The organism is Ehrlichia canis str. Jake, assembly GCF_000012565.1.
Classification (GTDB): Bacteria; Pseudomonadota; Alphaproteobacteria; order Rickettsiales; family Anaplasmataceae; genus Ehrlichia; species Ehrlichia canis.
The window spans coordinates 502997-526884 of record NC_007354.1; the positions used below are offsets into that span (position 1 = coordinate 502997).

Sequence of the window (23888 nt, forward strand, 5' to 3'; positions counted from 1 at the left end):
AGTTATATGGTGTTAAAATATATAGGAGTTGTACTTAATGTAGGTAAGTTATTTTGTAATTTGTATGCTAGTATTAATGCAGCTGTTTTTGCATTAAAATCAGGTGCAGTGATAGATTGTGTATTATGTTTAGAGTTATTGCATTTTATGTCCTTATCTAACAATTGTATCTTGCTTGTTGGAATAAGTTGATGGTTAAAAGTTTGATAGTAGAATTTATTATTGGATACTTCAATTACTGAAAGTATATTTTCATTTTTAGTTGTTTGTGCTATTAAATATGCCTGCATCTCTAAATTGCTAATACCGTGTAGCGTAATGTTTGATGCAATGTGTATTCCTTGAGCGGCAGCTATTCCAACTCTAATGCCTGTGAAACTTCCTGGACCTACCACTACACCAATGTCTGAAATAGTGCTGTATGAGTTCTTTGATTTATCAAACAGTGTATGAATCAGTTTGAATAAAGATTCCGAATGTTGATTGTGAGATGTACTTTCTTCATAATGTATAACTTGATTTTCACTAATTGTAGCTACAGAACATATAGGACCTGATGTATTAATTGTCATAATAGCCATAATTTTTTATAATTTAGTACATTAATTTAATAATAGCATATAGTTGTAATAAAGAATAGTTTACGTTTTTTTATTGTTAATACATATCTTAATTTTGCAGTTTTATTATTAATAGCTACCATAACAATTAAATTTATTTTTTAGTTATAGTGATAAGGATTTAATATGTAAATTTGATGTGTTAGAGATTTAGAGAAATTTGTCTGAAAGATCGTAGTTAAAGTAAGAAAAAATAGCGCACCCTGAGCGATTCGAACGCCCGACCTTTTGATCCGTAGTCAAAAACTCTATCCAGCTGAGCTAAGGGTGCTATTATTAATAGCTATATAATTTAATTTGGGATCTGTAAATAAATTTTTGATAATTAAATAATGACTATAAAATTGTCAACGAATTTTGTTGTGTATAGATGATTTCACTTGTTACGATTGCTGTTTTTGTACAATCTAACATTAAGAATGAAGTTATCTATTTAATAGACTGATTATTTCTTATAATTTATATTGCTAAGTTTCATATATAGAATTTTAGGTGTTTAATGTGGCATGCTTTAGTAATATGTGTATTTTAATAATATTAAAGTTTAATATCTTTCTTTAAATATCTGTAATTATCTATTAATAAGTAATTTCTTATGCAATTTTATATATATTCAATTTTAGTGTTGGACTGCATAATATTTAGTCAGTGTGTAAATGTTTTGTATGTTGTATTATACTAATATTTCAAATCAAGATATTAGTTTAATATGTTGGATTTTTAATGTATTATTTGTATTATAAAATAACCTTATACATTTTTCTTTTTATCATTAATAATAGTTTGTAAGTTTAATGCTGCTATCCATGTTTTACTTGTTAATTAATTGTGAGTATGTAAGTTTTTTTATAGTTGTTTTATGTATGGTTGGGTAAATTTAGATAAGCCATGTGGTATGAGTTCTGCTCTTGCAGTTAATTTAGTAAAAAGAATTTTGAATGTTAAAAAAGCTGGTCATGCAGGTACTTTAGATCCTTTAGCTTCTGGTGTTTTGCCTATTGCTATTGGTGAGGCTACAAAAGTTATGCCTTATGCTGTTGATGTGATAAAATCTTATTTGTTTACAGTGCAGTGGGGCGAACAAAGAACAACCGATGATGCAGAAGGAGAAATAGTAGATAAAAGTGATATGATACCTTGTGTAGAGAATATAAAAAAAATAATACCAGATTTTATTGGATTATTGAAACAAGTTCCTCCTAGTTTTTCAGCAGTACATGTAAATGGGGTAAGAGCTTTTGAATTAGCTAGAAGTGGTCAAGATGTAAATTTGAGTTCTAGATTTGTTGATGTATTAGAATTAAAGTTATTATCATTTGATGTGGAAAATAATAAAGCAGATTTTTATTTATCATGTAGAAAAGGTGTGTATGTTCGTTCTATAGCAAGAGACTTGGGTATAAAGTTAGGGTGTTTAGGATATGTTACAAAATTACAAAGAGTAAGAGTAGGTTGTTTTAGGAAAAAAAATGCGATTACTTTAGAAATGTTAAAGACATTATATTCTACTAATTGTAAGAGTAGTTACTTGTTACCTTTATGGTATGTTTTACAAGATATTAAGCATCTTAATAACTTTTTTTCTGAACTTGAGATAAAAAAGCTTAAAAATGGCCAAAATATTGAGTTAAATAACTTGTATGTAATAAGGAATTGTGATATCTGTTATGTTAGTACGGGTAATGTGCCAGTAGCAATTTGTAGTATAGTTAATAGTGTTGTAAGGCCAGTACGTATTTTTAATGTTAGAGGTTTGGTATTTTAGTTATGTCAATTACACGTGAGAAAAAATCTGAATTAATAAGTGAATATTGCCTAAAAAAAGGTGATACTGGTTCTTCTTTTGTACAATGTGCAATTTTATCAGAGAGAATACGTAACTTAACTGAGCATCTTAAAACTCATAAGAAAGATTTCCACTGTAGACGTGGTTTAATGGTATTAGTTTATAGAAGGCGTAATGGGCTGCAGTATATTAAAAAGAAATATGGTGATGATCAATATTTAGCATTAATAAAAAGATTAGGTATCAGGGATATTTTTCACTGATTTAGTTTGTAAAAAGTAAGAAAAGTAGGAAATTGTGTATGTTTAATTTGATAAGAAAATCTACAGAGTGGGGGGGTAAGACCTTAATTTTAGAGAGCGGTAAGATAGCAAGACAAGCTAATGGTGCTGTGATGGTAAGTTATGCTGGTACTACAGTTTTAGCAACTGTGGTAACAGGTAAAACAAAAGAGCCAGTAGATTTTCTGCCTTTAACTGTACAGTTTGTTGCAAAAAGTTATGCTGTAGGTAAAATTCCTGGAGGTTTTTTAAAGAGAGAAGGTAAACCATCTGATAGAGAGACGTTAATCTCTCGTTTAATTGATAGAAGTATAAGACCTCTATTCCCTTCTGGATTTTATGATGAGGTTAGTATAGTATGTAATTTACTTTCATATGATACAGTTACTCCTCCTGAAGTTACTGCACTAATTGGTGCAACTGCAGCTTTATCTATATCTGGTGTTTCTTTTAATGGGTTAGTAGCTGGTGTAAGAATTGGTTATTTACCGTCTGAAGATAAATACTTATTGAATGCATCTGCTGATGATATGTTATATAGTTCTTTGGATTTGTTTTTGTCAGGGAATGAAGATTCTGTTTTAATGGTTGAATCTGAAGCTTCTGAATTATCTGAATCTCAGATGTTAAGAGCAGTCACATTTGGACATCAAAATTGCCAGGAAGTTATTAATTTAATTAGAGAGTTTAGTGAAGAAAAAGGTGTACAGCCTATTGAATTTATTCCTCATGATATTAACCCAATTGTGAATTATATAGAATCTTCTTACAAACAAGATTTTAGTTTAGCATATTCAAATACTGTAAAGAAAGAAAGAGTACTGAAGTTAGAAGAATTGAGAGATAAAGTGCTTTCTGATTTTGCAGAAAAATGTAGTGTTGATAATGTGGAATGTGATAATCAAGATGTAATTAGTGCATTAAAGTCCTTTGAAAGATCGTTAGTAAGGTCTCAAATTGTAGAAACTTCTTCTAGGATAGATGGACGTGCGTTTGATGAAATACGTAATATAGAAATTGAGGTAGATGTATTACCTAAAGCTCATGGATCTGCTTTATTTACTAGAGGTAATACCCAGGCATTAGTTGTTACTGCATTAGGTACACCTCAAGATGAACAAATAGTTGATGATTTAGATGGTGATAGAAGAGAGAATTTTTTGTTGCATTATAATTTTCCTCCCTATGCAGTAGGTGAATCTGCGGCTTTACGTGCTCCTGGTAGAAGAGAGATAGGTCATGGTAAGCTTGCTTGGAGAGCAATTCGTTATGTATTGCCTGAAAAATCAGATTTTCCATATACTATTAGAGTAGTTTCTGAAATTACTGAATCAGATGGTTCTTCTTCAATGGCTACTGTTTGTGGAGCATCTTTGGCTTTAATGGATACTGGTGTACCAATAAAATCTCCTGTTGCTGGTATTGCAATGGGACTTATTAAGGAAGGTGATAAGTTTATAATACTGTCAGATATATTAGGGGATGAGGATTACCTTGGTGATATGGATTTTAAAGTAGCTGGTACTGCTGAAGGTGTTACTGCTTTGCAAATGGATATGAAGATATCAGGTATTAGTGTTGATGTGATTGAAAAAGCATTACTTCAGGCAAAAGATGGTAGGATGCATATTTTAAGCAAGATGAATGCGGTGATACAAGAATCTCGTAATAGTATAAAAAACCATGCTCCTAGAATAGAGTCTATTTTTATAAATAAAGATAAGATTCGTAATGTAATAGGTAGTGGAGGAAAAAATATACGTGATATCTGTGAAAAAACAGGTGCAAAGATTGAAATAATACAAGATGGCACTGTTATGATATATGCTGTTAATAATGAAGCAGTAGAGTATGCTAAGAGCATGATCATGGATATTGTAACTGAGCCAGAAATAGGTAAAGTTTTTGAAGGCACAGTTGTTGAAATTGTGAAATTTGGTGCTTTTGTTAACTTCTTAGGTGGTAAGAGAGGCTTGATACATATTAGCGAAATAAAGAATGAACATATTAGTGCAGTAGGTAGTGTAATTTCTGTAAATGATAAAGTGAAGGTACTAGTTATTGGTATAGATCGTGAGCATGTTCAATTATCTATGCGTAGGGTAGATCAAGAAACTGGAGAACCTATAGATGGTGAGCTTTATAATGTAAGAAAAAGTAGCTTTTCTGATGATTCATCCTCCTCTGGTACTTCTAGTAGTGGCAGTAGCTTTAAAGAAAGCTACAGTGGCAATAGGCATGGTAGTCATGAAAAGAGGCGTAGTGGAGGTAGTAGATCATCACGTCGCAATAGTAGTGGATCTAATTATTATCGTGAAGATTTACATTCGAGTGACTTTGGAAATAATAATCGTTCATTTAGTAATAGTAGAAATGGTCATGAAGTTCCTAGGAAACCTAGGTTTTTTTAACTAAGTTTTTGCTACCTAAATAAGTTATGCTTGTTTTTGATCGTAGTCTTGTAAGGCTTTATAGGGAGAGGCTGTATAATAAGGATAGTAATTTTGTATTCTCTGAAATTAGTGATCTTTTATTAGATAAACTTAGTTTATTTTCACTTACTGCTGGGTTAATGTTAAATATTGGTATTAGGAGTAATTCTTTTAGTGAAGATTTATTGTTAAGAAAAATAGTATCTTCTCATGATCAAATAATTCAGTGTGATCTATCATATTATGTATTGTGTAATGCACGAGGTAATTGCAAGGTAGTAGCTGATGAAGAAGCATTACCTTTTTGTAGTGATATTTTTGATATTGTTGTTAGCAATGCATCATTACATAATGTAAATAATTTATTTAATATATTGTTAAGTATATATAATATTATGAAACGCAGAGGAATTTTTCTTGCTGCGTTGTTTGGTAGTAAAACTCTTTATGAATTAAAGCATTCGATGATTAGGGCAGAAATGGATTTTGGTATTGCACCTAGAGTTTTGCCTTTTATTAGTGTTCAAGATATTGTTTCTTTATTACAAAAAACTGGATATTCTGATATTGTAGTCGATGTTAATACTATTAAGGTAGAATATGATGATATATATGCTTTATTTAAAGATTTAAGAAATATGGGGGAAGGTAATGTATTGTATAATAGAAATAAATATCCTTTAAGTAGAACTGTTATTAGGAAAATTTTCGAAAGTTATAAACAATATTTTTCAATAGATAAAGTTAATATTCCTGTTACTTTTGAGATTATTACTTTAAAGTGTAGTAAATTATAGAGCTATATAAGAATATGAGGATAAATTGTATGGATGAAAGTAATATAAGAAATTTTGCTATAATAGCTCATATTGATCATGGTAAATCTACGTTAGCTGATCGGTTAATAGAAGAATGTAATGGGTTAGATAAACGAGAAATGAAGGATCAAGTACTTGATTCTATGGATATTGAAAGGGAACGTGGTATTACGATTAAAGCACAAACTGTACGGTTGGTATATAAAGCTAAAGATGGACAAACATATTATTTAAATTTAATGGATACCCCAGGGCATGTGGATTTTTCATATGAAGTTAGTAGAAGTTTAGCTGCTTGTGAAGGATCATTGCTTGTTGTAGATAGTAGCCAAGGTGTTGAAGCACAAACTTTAGCAAATGTATATAAAGCTATAGATAGTGATCATGAAATTATTCCAGTATTAAATAAGATAGATTTGGCATCTTCAGATCCAGAAAAGGTAAAGTTACAGATAGAAGATATGATTGGAATTGATGCAAGTGAATCACTACTTGTATCAGCAAAGTCAGGTGTTGGTATACAAGATGTATTAGAAGCTATCGTTTCTAAGTTACCATCTCCATGTGGGAAATCAGATAGCCCATTGAAGGCTATATTAGTTGATACTTGGTATGATACGTATCTAGGTATAGTAATTTTATTACGTATTAAAGATGGTGTTATAAAAAAGGGTATGAAGATTGTTATGATGTCAAATAATGCTGTATATCAAGTTGATAATGTAGGTATTTTTACTCCACATAAAAAGATTGTTGATCAACTTTCAGTAGGTGAAATAGGATTTATTACTGCATCTATTAAAGAATTATCAGATTGTAAAATAGGTGATACTATTACTGAAGAACAAAGAAGGTGTGATGCACCACTTCCTGGTTTTCGAACAAGTCATCCTGTAGTGTTTTGTAGTATTTTCCCAAATGAAGCTGGTGAGTTTGACAGATTACGTGAAGCCTTAAAAAAGTTACAGCTTAATGATGCAAGTTTCACTTTTGAAATAGAAGTGTCAAATGCACTTGGGTATGGGTTTCGTTGTGGATTTTTAGGAATGTTACATTTAGAAGTTATTCAAGAGAGATTAGAAAGAGAATTTAATTTGGATCTGACAGCTACAGCTCCAGGTGTAATTTATAAAGTTACTACTAAAAGTGGTGAAATTCGTGAAGTTCATAATCCACATGATTTTGGTGAAACTCAAGATATTGCTAATATTAAAGAGCCATGGATTTGTGCGACTATTATGGTACCAGATCAATATTTAGGTGTTATTATGTCACTATGTAATAACAAGAGAGGTGAGAAATTAGATTTATCATATTCAGGTAATACTGCATTGTTGAAATATAGACTTCCTTTATCTGAAGTAGTTTTTGATTTTTATGATAGGATAAAATCTCTATCTAAAGGCTATGCTAGTTTGGATTGGGAGATGGATGAATATTTAGACAGTGAAATTGCTAAGTTAAGTATTTTGATAAATTCTGAACCTGTAGATGCTCTTGCGTGCATTATTCATAAAAGTAAAGTAGAGCAAAGAGGACGTGAAATATGTCTTAGATTAAAAGATTTAATTCCAAGACAACAATATAAAATTGCAATTCAAGCAGCAATAGGTGGTAGGATTATTGCTCGTGAAACTATTTCTCCATATCGTAAGGATGTTACAGCAAAGTTGTATGGTGGTGATGTTACCAGAAGAATGAAATTATTAGAAAAACAGAAAAAAGGAAAGAAAAAGTTGAGATCTATAGGTAATGTCAATGTTCCTCATAATGCATTTATACAGGCTTTGAAGATAATAGATTAGTTTTTTTGTATAGTATTCTATTATTTATGTAATAAATAGTTTGTAAGTTTTTAATATAAGAGTTAAAAAATTAATTTTTATTGACAAAACATATCTATTTGGTTATTATTTATTAACAATCATTAATAATCATCTACTTTAAATATTATAAAAATTAACTATCAAATTTTAAAATAAAAAGTAATTATAACATAACTGACTACTATGTAGTCATATTATGTGTGCAAAAAGTTATAGCTTAGTAGTAAGTAGAATTATTATAGCATTTGTAGCTTAATATCACTAATATAATAATAATATGTCTTTTTTTACTAATAAAACTAATATACTTATTTTAACTGTACTTGTTTCAATGGTATTGGTTTTTATAATTAAGTGTATTTACATGAGGTATAATAGAGTTAAATATTATGATACTTTGTATGAAGGTGATGAACAAGCACTTGATGATCAAAGTGAGTGTGTAAATAACAATTTGCCTACTAACCAAAATGATAGTGAAAATACACCTAGAAAAGTAAATGAAGATATAAAAGATACATTATCAAGTAAAGAAAATAACTTTCTAGGAGTATTTAGTGATATCCATGGATGTGTAAACAATAACTTACAAAATGATCAAAGTAATAGTGAAATTGAGAAAATAGATGAACGTGTAAAAGGTATATTATCAAATAAAGTAAAAAATGATGATCTAATAATATTTGAAGATGTACATGAAGGTATAAATGATAGAAGTGCTTATGAAAATACATGCGGAGATGTTAACAATAATTTTCTAAATAGCACAGGTAGCGATAACAGTAATAATATTTGTACAAATAGTGCTGCTAAAGCTAAGAAAAAAAAAAGTTTTGCGTGTTTATTCTGATAATTCTGTTATGACGGAAGTACATGATGTTAGTGTTATTGATTGTATTGAACAAAGCAGGTCATTGATATAAATTACTTGTGAATATATGTAATAGTTCAGATACTTAAGCATTATACAAATGATGTGTACAATATTAAGGCAAGAAGTTGTTATTTTATTGTAATTTTAGTTGAGAAGTTAATAATTTTAAACTTAAGTGTTGCAATGTGTATTTCTATAGTAAGTTATGTACAGTTAACATAGATAAAGCAATAATTTTAAAGATTCTAGTAATATTATTTTCACTATATGTTTAAATAAATAAATTATATGATATAAATTATAATACTCATTAATTTATTGAGTTGCATATTTTTAAAACATATAATGTTAAAACAACTTATTAGTTCAGATTATATTTTTTAATTTTTTATTTTATGAGTTATTTATTAAGCTTCTAAAATGTATTTTAATAATTTGTAAAAGCAGATTATTAATTTTTATACTATAAATTCTATAAAAAACTATAATGTTTTTAATTTAAAAGTTATATTTAAATATTGATAAGTCTGATTTCTCTAATAATAAAAGTTATTGTTACTGTTTATAAGAAATCGCATTTTGTAAGAATTATATACTGTTTTGGTGTATCAAGACTTTAATTTATTAAATATTAACATGTAAAAAATTAATATTTAAGTATTAATATTAACTAAGTTTTTTTTATAAAAATTAATAAAATTATTATAATATAAATATTTCATTAAATTTTTTAATCAAGGTTAATATCTATGATAAAGACTCATGATATAGCAATAAATACTATAAGTGCGATTATGGTTACTGCTGCAGCAACAGGATTAGCATTGTGTTCTATAGGTATAATACGTGAACATCAATATGAATATTGTGCACTGTGTGTACTATTGCTATTATCTGCTTGTGTGTCATTAATTGCAAATTATAAGAAGGGTATAAGTAGAAAATGTGCTAGTATAAGAAACTATTTAAGCAAGATCTCATCAGATGAGAGTTTAGATGGTGAAAACAAGTATTATGATCCAGCACCTGATTTATTTGCGGAACACTATTTTGATGAAGATGCACCTTCTGCTGATAGGGCAGAGAAAATACATGTAGATAGAAGACAGTATTATTCTGAACCTTATGAAAATGAGGAACAAGGACAGTATTCTGCTTATGAAGAAGCTTTACATCATAGTGGATGGATCAGATCACAGCCCTTTTTTGCAGAGTATGATACTACTCCTCCTGATAATAGGAGTGCTGAAATGAAAACATTTTCTAGCAGTAGTAGTGAAGCTAAAGTGGATACCACCATTCGAGGTATGCAAGATAAAAATAATAGTAAAATACAAATTACTGATAGTAGAGTTGAAGCGGTAAAGCCATTAAGTGAAGAACAAGGTAAAGGCAGGGCTTGATTCTAAAGCCTATTTTTTTATAAGTTAAATTAGTGAACATATAATATGTATTTATTAACCTGTACTATAATTTAATTTATAAATATGAACTGTATTATGGTATTTTTAAAATATAAATTAGTTAATAAATATATTATTAAAAATATTAAAATTTTTTTATTAACAATAATAGTATAAGTTATGGGAATGAGTAGATCAATAATGATTGCAAATGCAGCAACAATTGTGCTTCTTGCGCTTATAGGATTGATTGTTAGTTGTGTTAATTTCACATTTCAAAGTCAATCTTATGTTATGACTAGTATATTTTCATTATTATTAATAATGGGATTTACTCTGCTTTGTGTAAATTGTGTAGCTGCAAAATATGATAACGTGATTAATGTTTTATATAATAATACCGTTGCTAGTGATCTTGATATATCCAAAAAGGAAAAGACAGGAATATTTGCAAAGCTAAAAAATTTGTTATTTAGAGAAAGATCTAGTCAAGAACTTGAGACATCTTCATATTCTGATCAACATGATGATAGTGATCATAATTCTGTTATCCAGGTTGATGGTCAGAGGGTTTTATATAATTCTGGTAGTGAAATTGACGATTCTGTAGAAATTGATCAAAATGTATCTGAGAATAGTGGAAGTGCTGAATGTTTGGATAACACTGATTTTACAATAGAAGATGCGGAGAAAATGATACAAAGTCGGTACTTTAAAGGTAGGTAAGTCATTTTTTATTTTAGATTGTTTTAGTGTAACCTTTTGACAGTTAATAAGATACTTAATGTGTATTTTTTATATAATTTTAACATATAACTTACTGGTTTTTTAAGTCTTAGAAATGAGTATATATTAGGGGAGTATAATCTTTATTAGAGGTTTTATACTTTATTAAAAAATCATATTAGCTTTTAGAATAATTATTGAATTATTTAAAAAGTGTATTTTTGTTATAAACTTACATTTTAACTATTTACTAGTAATTTTAGCATTATTAGATTTGATTGTTATAGTTGTTTATAATAATGTTATCAGATTTCTGCTGTACATGTGTTGTGAATTCTTCGATAAAATCAATATAAAATGTTATCAGTTAGTTAATAAAAGATCTTTATCTTACAATGTTTTGAGTATTAGTAATAAGTTATATTATTAATTTTTTCACTTTTAACATAAATATATTTACTTTTTTTACATACAATGTTAATTATATAATGTATTATTAATTAATATTTTAAGTATTTTTATGAAAAGCTCTATATTCAATAAACATGTTACGTTTGGTATTTTATCAGTAGGTGTAGTTTGTTTTTGTGCTGTTTTAATAAATGAATATTCTAAAAATAGTATATCTTTTGTTACATTTGCAGCATTAATGTCACTTTGTTTAGCTTTGTTATTAGCAAGTGCACTGTTGTGTTATGGATTAGGTAGTAGATTAGTAGATGATAGCAAACGTGCGATTGATTTTCTGCCTTGTAAATCAGGTAGTTTTATACCATATAGGTTGGAGCCTAGATTTCATGATGTTTCTAGTATGTCACTTCACGTTTATGATGACTTATGTAATATTTCGCAAGATCTCAAATTACTTGTTTCTCAACCATCTAAAATGACGCATAATGATTTTTATAATCCTGCTTCTGATAGATGTTGTCTTCTTTTTTTGAATTTTAGGCGATGTTTTGATTCTATGTTAGATAAATTAGAATGTGGTAATGTGTTTATTAAAGAAGACCACATTAATATTGTTGATGTAGAACGTTTGTTAACGCAAGAAGACAGAACATTTGTTATATTGGCAGCGCAGTTGATTGTGAGAAATCGTGTTTTGTATTCAACTTATCCTGAAGCTGTGTATGAAAAGATTTTAAAGTTGGCTAACTTATCTGTAAAAGAAGTGCCATTCCAGGAAAGATTAAATGCAGGTAATAGAATAATTAAATTATTAGAAGATAAAGTATATAGTTTTAGTAATGAGGGTTGTTTTCATAAGTTTTTAGAAAATATATTTCATGAATATATGAGTTTTAAAGATGCGCATGTAATTAATTCTCCGAGTGATTTTTATAAGATGCGTGATCATGATATGAAACTTAAATTATTGAAAGATGTATTTTGTGCAAGTTATTTTAAGTATTATTCTATATATCAAGATAAACAACATGACATGGTTAGGAGAGGAGTAGATTTTGCTTCTTGTATAATTCAGCATTACGATGAGTCTGCTACTAGATATGATAGTGATATTGTGCAGTATCTCAATGAAATGAGAAAATCTGGTTTTGTGGTTGATGCGGGAATTAGTAATGCAAGTATTATACTTAATGCCAGAGAGATAATTTCTAAAGTTTTTGAACAAACAGCTGTTATGGATAATGGATATGTTTCCTGTTTTAGTAGATATAGTTTTGAAAAATTGAGCACTGTTAAAAATTCTGCTATGAAAATGGTACAGGGGTTAGCTAGTTCTGAATTTGGCAATAACATTATCGAAAAATTAGATGCTTGCGCTCTTGTGTATCATATGACGTTGAGTACATCACCTTATAATAGAATGTTTATTTCTCAAAGATTGACTACTTCAGTAAATAAAGAGGAATTGATTTTTAATATTTATCATAGTTTATATCATTATGCTAATGTAGTTAAGAAAGTGAGTAATAGTATTGACAATTTCAGAGCATATGAAGCAGTATCAACTAATATTCAAGATGAAGAATATTATATTTTATATCCGTTATTAAAGAGTGTATTAGATACGGGATTGTCTATATTGCATACTAAAATTAAACCTGGTTCTCCTATTAGTCAAGATGATGTATATAAAATATTTAGTAGTTATGATGTCAGTAAGAGAATTCTATCTCATAATAGAAGGAAAAATATATTTGAAGAAATAGTATGTTGTGCTAGAGTTACATGTTGTTTGCCTCATTTATTAAAGACTTATCCTGATGATGTCGTTAATCATATTAAAGCATTGGCTAATTTTGATATAGGAGAAAATAAATATCATTGTGTTGAGTATTTATCTCATTGTTATGATATATGTGTATTTAGTAATGTAGATGAATTTCAGCAAATGATGAATTCATTTCTGGCTTCTTATAGTAGTTACTATCAAAGTCTAGATGAAAGATTAAAGAGAAAGTATACTAGTTTTCAGTCTGGTAGTTCTTTTGACATCGTATTAATGCATTTAAGGTATACTTCACTCTATAATTCAGAAATGGTAGAACAACATCTTATAGATGATGCATGTGATAGAATGAAAAGCTTAGATTTTGATCGTTTGCGAAATTTTTATATGTCTTTTATGCAAGTAATTGCTAACACTATGAACTTTGGACATGATCAAATATACTTTCCATTATATGAAGTAAATACATTGCAAAATGATGTTGAGAATGATGTTGTGTCAGATAAAGATACTGTTTGTGAGTCTATGTTATGTCACAGCTTGCCATCTACATCTGTAGGGGGTACATGTGGATTAGATAGTGGTAGTGCAATAGCTCATTAATGTTTTTTTATTACAAGAATAGAGACTAGCAAGTAAGTATAATTACTGTTAGTTTTGTTAAGATGAAAAAATACAGTGGTTTTTCAGGTTAATTGCTATACATAGTGTTTATTAAGATATTTATTATTCTTTCTAATAATTTTTATATATCTATCAAGATTATAATAATATTTTGTGCTTATGCTATGTATTGCAAAAGCCTGTTTTATCATTGTGATTTTTAGTATTTAATATAATATCTAAAGAGACGTTAATTTTTATCAAGATAATTACTTTTTTTTTTTTTTTTTTTTTTTTAATATATATGAATATTTTAATTTTTCTTTTAAGAAATTTTATTATATAATTAATAATAGTTAATTATATTAAAGAACATATAAAATGAAAATATCATACAAATCTACTCTAAGTGTTGTAGGTATTGTTGCTGCTGCTTTGTCAGTGACATTAGTATGTATCTATTGCTCAAAAGTTATTCCTAATAATAAGTCTAATATTATACCGGTATTGTTTGGTATAGTGTTATTAAGTGGTGTTGCAATAGCATGTCTTGTTATAATCTGTTGTTGTAAAAATAGTCTTTTAGATGTTGATGATGAAAGAATTTCTATAAATAGTAATAGAAATGGCTATGTATCTATTGACAGTGACAATGCATCTATTGGAAGTCATGATCAATATTTAGATGTTAATGATCAGATAAAAAAAGATTTTGAGAATGTTATATATAAATTCAATTATTTATTGTCGAATATTGAAAGATGTGATGTACAAAATGTTGGTGGTTCTCAATTTCGTTTTGGCAATGTAAAAACTGTTTTTTTCTTCCCTGTTTTTAAAAATAATTTTGATGTAATGTTAAATAATTTACTTTCAAAAGGGTTGTTGACTGAACATGCTGTAAATGATCAACGTATAGTAAATGAATTAAATCCTGAAGATTATTCATTTGTTTGTATTGCTGCCAAATTGATTATGAATACTTCATTATGTGAAGTATATCCTTTGTGGGTGCGCAATTGTATTAAAGTTTTGGCTGTGTTGCCTATAAATGATATAGGTATGGTTCAGAGAAGACTTACATGTGATAAAATAATTAGCTTATTAGGTCAAAGAGTGTATTTTGCTAATTCTTATAAAGATTTAGGGGAAAAATTTGCAGAGTTGATGAATAGTATTAAAGTTCACGGAATACGAACTGTAGAAGATTTGTATAAAATATGGGATAATCCAAAACTTGCTCAGTATGTAGATCAATTATCTCAGTTAAGATATTTTAGATATTATAATTTTTTTGGTGTTGATTGTGATCAAGCGAAAGCAGATTTAGCATTTCAGATATTGGATAGTTATTTAATTAATGGTGGTATGCCATTAGAAGTGGCAAGTAAATACGCAGATGCAGTGCAAAAATTGGAAAGTGCGAAGTTGGCGAAGGAGAGAACTAAACAAGATACGCGTGAGATGGCAAGTGGTATAGAATTAACAACAATGGAACTTAATAAGATAAAAGCAGGGAAGTTGGTTGCTGAATATGCGGTTGATCATATTAATAGAACTACTATATCTTGGGTTGGTAGTTCTTTAAATGCGAATTTAGTTGATGTGCAATTTACAAAGAATTGCACTAGTGATTTAATAAGACGTGTTGCTAGTACAGCTAGACCTTTTGAGGTTTCAAGTGCAATGCGTGTTGGTGATAGAACACAAGCGATTAATAGTAGTTATCCTGAATCAAGTGTAGCAGCAGGTATACCTAAAGCAAGTGCTAGTAGTAGAATGATGGCTAGATCTGTTGTAGGACATTCAAGTACTATGTATGGTGGTTCCAGTGCTCAAGCGAGTACTAGTGGTTATACTTTAGGTGTGTTGTCAGGTGGAGATCAAGCAAATGCTGATACAGCTGGACCTTTTGAGTTTTCAAGTGCAATGAGTGTTGGTGATAGAACACAAGCGATTAATAGTAGTTATCCTGAATCAAGTGTAGCAACAGGTATACCTAAAATAGATACTAGTGGTAGGAAACAATCTAAACCTATTACAAAAGCTTCAAGTACAACACATGTTGATTCCAGAACTAGAGCAAGTAGTAGTATTGCATCAAGTGTAACAGGTATACCTAAAGCAAGTGCTGGTAGTAGAATGATGAGTAGACCTGTTGCACAAACTTTGTGTACAACGCATGTTGGTTCTAGAGCTACAGCAGGTAGTAGTAGTTGTACTGCATCAAGTGTAGCAACAGATAGACCTAAAATAGATACTAGTGGTAGGAAATAATCTAAACCTATTACAAAAGCTTCAAGTACAACGCATGTTGATTCCAGAACTAGAGCAAGTAGTAGTATTGCATCAAGTGTAACAGGTATACCTAAAGCAAGTGCTGGTAGTAGAATGATGAGTAGACCTGTTGCACAAACTTTGTGTACAACGCATGTTGGTTCTAGAGCTACAGCAGGTAGTAGTAGTTGTACTGCATCAAGTGTAGCAACAGATAGACCTAAAATAGATACTAGTGGTAGGAAACAATCTAAACCTATTACAAAAGCTTCAAGTACAACGCATGTTGATTCCAGAACTAGAACAAGTAGTAGTATTGCATCAAGTGTAACAGGTATACCTAAAGCAAGTGCTGGTAGTAGAATGATGAGTAGACCTGTTACACAAACTTTGTGTACAACGCATGTTGGTTCTAGAGCTACAGCAGGTAGTAGTAGTTGTACTGCATCAAGTGTAGCAACAGGTATACCTAAAATAGATACTAGTGGTAGGAAACAATCTAAACCTATTACAAAAGCTTCAAGTACAACGCATGTTGATTCCAGAACTAGAACAAGTAGTAGTATTGCATCAAGTGTAACAGGTGGACCTAAAGCAAGTGCTGATAGTAGAATGATGAGTAGACCTGTTGTAGGACATTCAAGTACTATGGATGGTGGTTCTAGTGCTCAAGCGAGTACTAGTGGTTCTACTTTAGGTGTGTTGTCAGGTAGAGATCAAACAAATGCTGATACAGCTGGACCTTTTGAGTTGTCAAGTACAGTGCGTTTTGATAGTAGAACACAAACGATGAGTAGTGATTATCCTGCATACAGTATGACAGGTGAACCTGAAACAGGTACTAGTATTGGAAAACGATCTGAACCTATTGCAAATCCTCTGTATCGTAGAATGGGACGCAAACCAAATATACCGTTAGATATTAATTTGCCTTGTGGTCGTGATGTTTATACAGTTATTCCTTCAAGAGAGGATTTGGAAGATTTGCGAGAACGTAAGTTTGAGTACAAAGGATATGTGGGTGCCATGTCTTCTGTAGCATCAAGAATTTACGATGTGTATAAAACGTCAAAAGAGCATGCTTATATTACTTACCCTAGCTTTATTAAAATTTTAATTAATGTATTAGAATATAAAGATATGGTGGAAGATAGGGTGGAAGTATTATTAGAAGATGCGGTTACTGATGATAAAGTATGGGAAAGTATTGATGACGAACGCAAGCAAAAAATAGTGTTTTGTGCAAAGGTTATTCATACTTGTCCACTACTATCAGTATATTTTGCTTGTATAAGAGGACATGTAGCAAGGTTAATGAGCAAAGATATTGATTTATCAAGTTTATCAAGTGCTTTTGTTGATCAGGTTTATGATAGCTTGAATGAGGTAGAAATTTATGGAACAGTAAATGAGTATGTGTATGAAACTAAAAAGTTATTAGCAGAATATGTAGAATTTTTAAAAAATGGTGATATACGTGGTGTTGACTTAAAAGCAGATAGTATGATTATGCAAGGTATGGAATGCTCACAAGAATTGTTTGCTCATGATATGGTTAATACTGTACGTAAAGTAAGGAGTAATCTAAGAAGATTCTGTAAACATCCTGTTCTTAATCATGTTGATGTTGTATCAGTGCAAACGTATTTAAATAAGAATTTAGAACTTTAAAATATTATATTGAGTTTTTAAACTTATTGTTTTGTAAATTAAGTGGTCTTTTTTGTTTAGTTTATATTGTGAATGATATAAGTTTGTTTAAAAGTTGGTTGTAATGTTTTTTGTTAATAAATGGTATATTTAAACATATAGATCTGCGAAATATAGAATATGTATATTTTTTATGAGAAAATATTATATGTTTGTTTAATTTTGTTAGAGTTGTAATTATACTGTAAGATTTATAGATGATTATACGTTATGTTTATGTTATGTAAGCATAACATAACGTGTTAAATCATTTTTATAATATTTATAATGAATATAAGAGAGAAGCATAATCAAATTTATATAATGAGTTTTTAATATGTGCTTTTTGTAGTAGTACTCTATAACTCATTGAATTTATTAAGGTAGTTTTCTCAAGTAGATATTTTTTAGATAAGTAAAATCATAATAATAAATAATATTTTCAAGGAGAAGTAAGTCTGTGTTTTCGTAGGTTTGAATCATGTATTATGTCAGCGTATGAGCTGTATTATAGAACTTCTTGATAGATATATTTTTAGTGAAGTTAACTATAGTATTATTTTCCAATAATACTGGTTTTATATGTGTAATTTTATAAAAGTTATACATTATTATGTAATGAGAAAAAAGTAGTACTGATAAAACAATAGTTTATGATGTTTCTAATAGCTAATATTTATTAATATGGAAATATTAATAAATATTATTCTTTTATTATATAAATTAAAAAATATATCTTCATATTATGTATTTTAATCCTTATATCTAATTGATTTCAAAAACATAATCAGAAGAAAGTAATTTAGATGATTTTATAATATGCTAAAAAAGCAACTAATATATTAAGATATTAATAAAATTATTTATAAATACAACATAAAAACGTGTATTGTATTTAATTCTAGTAAATATGATGTAAAATTACACTCTATTGTTTAATATATTTTTATTAATGAATAATAATATAATTTTTAAATATTTTAATAAATTATATTTTTCTCTAATAAATATTAATTAATAATATGGAAGTTAATTATAAAACTATAATTGGAATAGTTATTGGTATTGCAATTGCAGCATTAATAACGATTGCAGTATTAACTGTACTGAATGTTATCCCTATAGCTGTATTGTTACAATTAAGTACTGTTTTTGCAAGTGCAATTGCTGGAAGTGTTGTAGTTTATGCTAAAGAGAAAATATTTGCATGGTATGATAAACAACAATATGAAGATAGGGCATCAACTTCTTTTAAGATGGTTGATAAAGTTTTATCTGCAAGTGATGAAAAGATTGCTAAATCATCAGATAAAGTCGTGCTATCTAATGATACAATAAGTAATTATAGTAATTATCCATTTTTTCCTGAATTTCATAAAAATTTTAATAAAATATTAGATAAATTATCATTAGACGTTCGTTTTGCTAGTATAAATCAAGAACTATTCTATTCTTCACTTTCGCCTCAAGAACAGACATTAGCTATATTATCTGCTAGATTGATTTGTAAGCAGCCTGAAATGTATTTGATATATTCTGAACCTGTACGTGTATGTATAGCAGCAATTGCTCAATTGAAGATTGACAAGAAATTTGAAGGTCGTGCTCGTAATAATATAATATCTTTATTACGTAAGCAAGTGCGAATTAGTAATTATAATGTATTAGAGCAAGAATTGAAAGGTGTAATGCTTAAACATACAAAAGATCCTGTATTTATGAAGCTACTACATGGTTTGATAGATATTGATGAATTTAGTGGAAAAAAGCAAATAATGAATTTAGTGAATCTATTTAGTTCTTATAAATATTATAGTATATATAGTGATTCTGCTGTAGAATATTATTCTGATATGGCATCTGAACTTTTAAAGCAGATAAATAATAAACAAGAGTCAGCAGTTGATGTGGATGCTAAAAGTAGTAATGTTCCCAAGCATAAGACTAGTGATAATGAAAAAAGTATAGTTGATAAAAGAACTTCTAATAGTTCAGTAAATGCATGTGATACTAATAATCAAGAGTTAGAAAATAATTTTTCTAGTAAAATAACAAGAATTAACAGTACAAAAATGAGAGGATTATAAGGTTATCATTTTCATAAATAGGTGTAAAATTATTAATATTAAAATTGTATAAATTTGTTGTGTTATAGTATATTAATATATATTTATTTAATATTTAAATGTTATATATTCTCTATATTTATATTAATGGTTTGTAATAGTAGTTTATATAAATAGGTATTTTTAAATTGAAAAATCATTAAAAGATCTATTAATATCTTTACAATTAACATATAATAATGTATGTTAGTAGTATTCATTTTAATTCATTATTATTAATTATTGTTAGAAATTTATGAACAAATCTCAGTCACTTTACTTATTTTTATTTTTACTCTGTGTTACTATTCTTGCTTTTACAGCTGCTATCTTAGCTTTTCGTTTTAATGACAGATTAAAAATACCTTACCTGAATATAATTGCTGCTGTAGTTATGTCAGTATTAGCTGTTGCCTTACTTATTAGTGTTGCACATTTGGTTATGCATTATCAAGGTACTTCTGTAAGCGTTAAAGATATGCCACCAAGAATTGCAGCAGGGGATCAAATGGTGTTATTTGTGCCTTTTACTGCAGATCAATTGAGTAAACTTAGTCCTAAGAATAATATTATTGATGTTAAGTATGATGTAGTTGAATCTGGTAGTAGTTTAGCAGGAAAGAGAGAATTTGTATTAGATATAACTCAGTCATATGGATTGTGTCCTACAAAGAAAGTTCAGGTTGTAATGGATAATAATAGGCAATGTCAGTTATTATTCACTAATGAAGAAATTTCTTCGCAGGTAAATGGACCAGGTATGTGTTTTGTTGTTAACGGAAATACATCAATAGTTAAAGGTAATATGCAAAAGCCTGGGTTTTATATTAAACATCCTGAAGTAAAGGATGGTACTTTATCATTAAATTGTGAATATCAGAAAATATGTACAGGATCAATGGAAGATTTAAGATACATATTAAGGTCTGAGTGTGTTCGTAGTGGTAGAACTATATATGAAATGTTACTAAGTAACATATTGACAATGTGTCCAAATCAAAAAGATAAAGTAATTCCTAGTGATGCTTCTGTTACACATAGTAAAGATTTGTGGATTAATACAAATTCTGGTAGATTAGCTTTATCTTTGATGAAAATCATTAGCCCTGACAGTACGTTAATTAATCTAGAGGAATTAAAAAATGATGATGAACCTTTATATCAGAAAATTACTTGGATAAGAAATTACTTGGTAACCAATGGACATAATGTTAGTGAAGCTTCTTTTGAAGTAATATTTAAGAAGGCAAGTGATATCTTTTATAGGAGAACTGCAGGAATGTCTGAATATGGTAATTTGCATAGTGATAGGATAACACTTTCTGGTAAGAAATTTAGTGATATATTGGCTGAAGGTATGCAATTAGATGAAGAGTTGTTGATTATAATGGCTATTGCTTCTTATTCATGTGAAGGTACTTTAGATCCTTATAATACAACAAATAAGTTTCTTAGAGAGATATTAATGCTGGATCAACAAAGGAGTGATTCAATATTAAAAGAGATAGAAGAAATATTAGGTAAGCATTGGTATGAAATAATTTATCTTAATGATTTAAAATTTTCTGGATCAAAAGTCTGTACTCAAATGAAAAAATTGTTACAGGACGGTTGTGATAGCGCTACTGCTCTTGAGATAGTTAATGCTGCAAGAGCTTATATGCTAGAGAAACAGTGGTCTAGTGTACCAATAACTAGAGGTGTAGGTTGTATTATGAATCTTGGATATTTGGACAGAATAAGGTTATGTGGTAATAGAGAAGTAAGTGTTGAAACACAAGAAGAAGGTGTTAGTAGTAGTATTGTTGAAGTTGTTGATACAAGTAGTGTTCAGAATTTGCTTGCTCCTGGTAATATGCAGTAAATGTTTTTTCAGTAAAAATGTAAGTGAATGATATAGTGGGATTAATATGTTATTTAAATCTGGTCCTAGGAGTATAGGAGATGCTGTTGAAAAGTTAATACTGAATAAGTGTAGCAAAAATGATATTAGCAAAATTGAAATCCTTCTTTTTTTGAATTGGACAGTTATTGTTGGGAAGGAAATATCAAAAATTGCTCAACCAAAAAAGTTATTGTTTTTAGATAATGTTAACACAGGTGTTTTATATCTTGTTGTAAATAGTGGAGGTGTTGCTGTTAATATACAGTATGCAATACCAATTATTGTCGAGAAAATTTCTGTTTTTTTTGGGTTTAAAGTAGTACATGGAATAAAAATTAGGCAGCAGACTTGAGTAATTTAAAGATTTATTCATGTATATTATAGTGTAATGATATAAGTAGGAAGTTATAGAATTTAATTATTCTACGTAAATTCTTACATAGTAATGTTTTGCTAAGTAATGATGTAAAGTATATAAATTAAGGATAAATTTTTATTATTGGTGCTAATATGGTGAATAAATCTAGATTATCGTCATAGTATAAAATTTAAGTTGCTAGTTTCATTCTTGAAAATATTTGTTAAGTACAGTTATGTTTAAAAATTAACTATATTTAAGATACTATACGTGAAAAGTTATAATATTTATGGTAATTATTCTGTGTGAATTCTCATATCATGATCTTATAATTATTAAATTATATGAAATTTAAACTTATAGTGTTTTTGTTGTTGATTCTGATATAATGGGATTAGGTGTAGGTTGTCATTTTATATAGAATTATCAGTTTTATAAAATATTTATTAAGTAACAAGTTTAGTTATGTTTAAAATTTATTCTGTATTATATAATGTAGAGATGTATCTGGAAAGTTACAGCACTTATGTTAATTATTCTATATGAGTTCTCAAAATTATATTGCTGTCTAATCGTTAAATTACATAAAGTTTAAGTTTATAATATTTTTGCTGTTAATGCTGATATAATAAATGGGTCTAAATTGCCATCTAATACAGAATTTACGTTGCCAATTTCATGTCCTGTACGTACGTCCTTTACCATTTGGTATGGATGCATTATATAAGATCTAATTTGGTTTCCCCAACCTATATTGCATCTTTTATTATGTTCTTCTGCCATTTTTTTTTCTTTTTCTTGTAATTTTAATTGATAAAGTCTGCTTTTTAGTAAATTATGTGCTTCAGCTAAGTTTTGATGTTGTGATCTATTATTTTGACATTGTACTACAATTCCAGATGGTATATGTGTGATCCGTACAGCACTTTCTGTTTTGTTGACATGTTGACCACCTGCACCAGATGCTCTATATGTATCTATTCGTAAATCCTTATCTAAAGTTTCAATATTAATATTTTCATCTGTTATTGGAGAAACTAATATGCTTGAAAAAGTGGTGTGACGTTTAGCATTTGAATTAAAAGGGGAAATCCGTACTAACCTGTGGATCCCACTTTCAGTTTTTGACCAACCATATGCATTATCGCCAGTTACTTTTATTGTTGCAGATTTTATTCCTACTTCTTCGCCATCTAACTTGTAAACAATTTCTGTTGTGAAGTTGTGGTATATTTCTGCCCATCTTACATACATTCTGAGAAGCATACAGGACCAGTCGTTACTTTCTGTACCACCAGCTCCGGATTGAATTTCTATAAAGCAATCGTTTTGATCTGCTTCATTTGAGAATAAACATTCAACTTCTTTTTTTTGAATTCTTTCTTTTAGCTTTGTTAAACCTATTTCTATGTCATTAAGTAGTTCATCTGTATCGTTTTTTACAACATCTAGTAATTCAGTATAATAGTTGAATTCTTCTTCTAGTTCTGTAAACGAAGTTATAATTTTAGATACTCTAGCACGTTCGGATAATATGTTTTGTGCTAATGCATTATCGGTCCATAAAGATGTACTAGAACATTGTACATTAAGATCAACTAGCAAATTATTTAAATTATCAATGTCAAAGATAACCCCGAATGAGCTGTAAAGCCTTACCTAAACTTACCAATTCTTCATCAGCATAGGATTTTGTTATCATAATATTGTGAGAAAAAGTTAACTGTTAGATTTTACTCGATTTATTAGAATATACAACAAAAATAAGCATAATAACAATTTTAACATAAATGCCATAATCAAATAACTAATTATAGGATACAGAACCTATATTGTGAAAGCAAGATATAAATTATTAATAAAGTATCAACCTTGGTAGATTGCTATTAAGGAAAATATCAAACTTAGTAAAAACAAATGTGTTATTCGATATACTTACATTTTTTAATAATAGCACAAATTGAATTAATAACAATTTATAATATTATTATATTAATATCATTGTAAT

Annotated in this window: 16 protein-coding genes and 1 tRNA gene; 14 read left to right on the top strand and 3 right to left on the bottom strand. The window is 28.7% G+C overall.

Going from position 1 to position 23888, the window contains the following annotated elements; all coding sequences use genetic code 11:
• Window positions 1-2 precede the first annotated feature (2 nt).
• Together tsaB and ECAJ_RS01760 are read right to left on the bottom strand one after the other, a co-directional pair.
• The gene (tsaB, locus tag ECAJ_RS01755) at window positions 3-572 is read right to left on the bottom strand and encodes a tRNA (adenosine(37)-N6)-threonylcarbamoyltransferase complex dimerization subunit type 1 TsaB (RefSeq protein ID WP_231243066.1); all 570 of its coding nucleotides are present in this window, start codon (window positions 570-572) and stop codon (window positions 3-5) included.
• Window positions 573-817: 245 nt separating this feature from the next.
• Window positions 818-891: transfer RNA gene (locus tag ECAJ_RS01760), tRNA-Arg, on the bottom strand.
• Between the two features lie 588 nt (window positions 892-1479).
• On the opposite strand from ECAJ_RS01760, the gene truB reads away from it, so the two are divergent.
• The 14 genes from truB to ECAJ_RS01830 all read left to right on the top strand — a co-directional run bounded on the left by truB (window position 1480) and on the right by ECAJ_RS01830 (window position 21874).
• Window positions 1480-2385 carry a tRNA pseudouridine(55) synthase TruB gene (truB, locus tag ECAJ_RS01765; protein ID WP_011304457.1) on the top strand — a complete coding sequence of 302 codons (906 nt, stop codon included), beginning with the start codon at window positions 1480-1482 and terminating at the stop codon, window positions 2383-2385.
• 2 nt (window positions 2386-2387) lie between these two features.
• Window positions 2388-2669: a 30S ribosomal protein S15 gene (gene rpsO / locus ECAJ_RS01770; RefSeq protein WP_011304458.1), complete on the top strand. Its 282-nt coding sequence runs from the start codon at window positions 2388-2390 to the stop codon at window positions 2667-2669.
• A gap of 38 nt (window positions 2670-2707) precedes the next feature.
• A complete protein-coding gene (pnp, locus tag ECAJ_RS01775; protein ID WP_011304459.1) occupies window positions 2708-5098 on the top strand; it encodes a polyribonucleotide nucleotidyltransferase in 2391 nt (796 codons plus the stop codon).
• A 26-nt stretch (window positions 5099-5124) separates the two neighbouring features.
• Window positions 5125-5916: a methyltransferase domain-containing protein gene (locus tag ECAJ_RS01780; RefSeq protein ID WP_011304460.1), complete on the top strand. Its 792-nt coding sequence runs from the start codon at window positions 5125-5127 to the stop codon at window positions 5914-5916.
• Between the two features lie 29 nt (window positions 5917-5945).
• A complete protein-coding gene (lepA, locus tag ECAJ_RS01785; RefSeq protein ID WP_011304461.1) occupies window positions 5946-7742 on the top strand; it encodes a translation elongation factor 4 in 1797 nt (598 codons plus the stop codon).
• 385 nt (window positions 7743-8127) lie between these two features.
• Window positions 8128-8613 carry a hypothetical protein gene (locus ECAJ_RS01790; RefSeq protein WP_044261963.1) on the top strand — a complete coding sequence of 162 codons (486 nt, stop codon included), beginning with the start codon at window positions 8128-8130 and terminating at the stop codon, window positions 8611-8613.
• Between the two features lie 773 nt (window positions 8614-9386).
• Window positions 9387-10040 (top strand): hypothetical protein, encoded by a 654-nt coding sequence (locus tag ECAJ_RS01795; protein WP_011304463.1) that lies wholly within the window; start codon window positions 9387-9389, stop codon window positions 10038-10040.
• A 186-nt stretch (window positions 10041-10226) separates the two neighbouring features.
• Window positions 10227-10766, top strand: coding sequence for a hypothetical protein (locus ECAJ_RS01800; protein ID WP_155799192.1), 540 nt, complete (start codon window positions 10227-10229; stop codon window positions 10764-10766).
• A gap of 520 nt (window positions 10767-11286) precedes the next feature.
• Complete coding sequence (locus tag ECAJ_RS01805; RefSeq protein ID WP_011304465.1) at window positions 11287-13566, top strand: hypothetical protein; 2280 nt, start codon at window positions 11287-11289, stop codon at window positions 13564-13566.
• Between the two features lie 381 nt (window positions 13567-13947).
• Window positions 13948-15843, top strand: coding sequence for a hypothetical protein (locus ECAJ_RS01810; RefSeq protein ID WP_011304466.1), 1896 nt, complete (start codon window positions 13948-13950; stop codon window positions 15841-15843).
• Window positions 15844-15957: 114 nt separating this feature from the next.
• Window positions 15958-17514 (top strand): hypothetical protein, encoded by a 1557-nt coding sequence (locus ECAJ_RS01815; RefSeq protein ID WP_011304467.1) that lies wholly within the window; start codon window positions 15958-15960, stop codon window positions 17512-17514.
• A 1040-nt stretch (window positions 17515-18554) separates the two neighbouring features.
• The gene (locus ECAJ_RS01820; RefSeq protein WP_011304468.1) at window positions 18555-19619 is read left to right on the top strand and encodes a hypothetical protein; all 1065 of its coding nucleotides are present in this window, start codon (window positions 18555-18557) and stop codon (window positions 19617-19619) included.
• 274 nt (window positions 19620-19893) lie between these two features.
• Entirely contained in the window at window positions 19894-21501 is a 1608-nt protein-coding gene (locus ECAJ_RS01825) for a hypothetical protein (RefSeq protein ID WP_011304469.1), read from the top strand.
• A gap of 46 nt (window positions 21502-21547) precedes the next feature.
• Window positions 21548-21874, top strand: a complete 327-nt coding sequence (locus ECAJ_RS01830; protein ID WP_011304470.1) for a DUF721 domain-containing protein — start codon at window positions 21548-21550, stop codon at window positions 21872-21874.
• 603 nt (window positions 21875-22477) lie between these two features.
• Here the strand turns inward: ECAJ_RS01830 and prfB are convergent.
• Window positions 22478-23582 (bottom strand): peptide chain release factor 2 gene (gene prfB / locus ECAJ_RS01835; RefSeq protein ID WP_102574803.1). Its coding sequence is split into 2 segments (ribosomal slippage): window positions 22478-23506 and window positions 23508-23582, totalling 1104 coding nucleotides; the frame shifts between segments, so codons are not numbered across the junction.
• Between the last annotated feature and the right edge of the window lie 306 nt (window positions 23583-23888).

What these genes read in the sequence shown, in the direction of transcription:
- tsaB (WP_231243066.1), bottom strand. Translation starts at nt 572, where the DNA reads ATGACAATTAATACATCAGGTCCTATATGTTCTGTAGCTACAATTAGT.
- truB (WP_011304457.1), top strand. Translation starts at nt 1,480, where the DNA reads ATGTATGGTTGGGTAAATTTAGATAAGCCATGTGGTATGAGTTCTGCT.
- rpsO (WP_011304458.1), top strand. Translation starts at nt 2,388, where the DNA reads ATGTCAATTACACGTGAGAAAAAATCTGAATTAATAAGTGAATATTGC.
- pnp (WP_011304459.1), top strand. Translation starts at nt 2,708, where the DNA reads ATGTTTAATTTGATAAGAAAATCTACAGAGTGGGGGGGTAAGACCTTA.
- ECAJ_RS01780 (WP_011304460.1), top strand. Translation starts at nt 5,125, where the DNA reads ATGCTTGTTTTTGATCGTAGTCTTGTAAGGCTTTATAGGGAGAGGCTG.
- lepA (WP_011304461.1), top strand. Translation starts at nt 5,946, where the DNA reads ATGGATGAAAGTAATATAAGAAATTTTGCTATAATAGCTCATATTGAT.
- ECAJ_RS01790 (WP_044261963.1), top strand. Translation starts at nt 8,128, where the DNA reads ATGAGGTATAATAGAGTTAAATATTATGATACTTTGTATGAAGGTGAT.
- ECAJ_RS01795 (WP_011304463.1), top strand. Translation starts at nt 9,387, where the DNA reads ATGATAAAGACTCATGATATAGCAATAAATACTATAAGTGCGATTATG.
- ECAJ_RS01800 (WP_155799192.1), top strand. Translation starts at nt 10,227, where the DNA reads ATGAGTAGATCAATAATGATTGCAAATGCAGCAACAATTGTGCTTCTT.
- ECAJ_RS01805 (WP_011304465.1), top strand. Translation starts at nt 11,287, where the DNA reads ATGAAAAGCTCTATATTCAATAAACATGTTACGTTTGGTATTTTATCA.
- ECAJ_RS01810 (WP_011304466.1), top strand. Translation starts at nt 13,948, where the DNA reads ATGAAAATATCATACAAATCTACTCTAAGTGTTGTAGGTATTGTTGCT.
- ECAJ_RS01815 (WP_011304467.1), top strand. Translation starts at nt 15,958, where the DNA reads ATGATGAGTAGACCTGTTGCACAAACTTTGTGTACAACGCATGTTGGT.
- ECAJ_RS01820 (WP_011304468.1), top strand. Translation starts at nt 18,555, where the DNA reads ATGGAAGTTAATTATAAAACTATAATTGGAATAGTTATTGGTATTGCA.
- ECAJ_RS01825 (WP_011304469.1), top strand. Translation starts at nt 19,894, where the DNA reads ATGAACAAATCTCAGTCACTTTACTTATTTTTATTTTTACTCTGTGTT.
- ECAJ_RS01830 (WP_011304470.1), top strand. Translation starts at nt 21,548, where the DNA reads ATGTTATTTAAATCTGGTCCTAGGAGTATAGGAGATGCTGTTGAAAAG.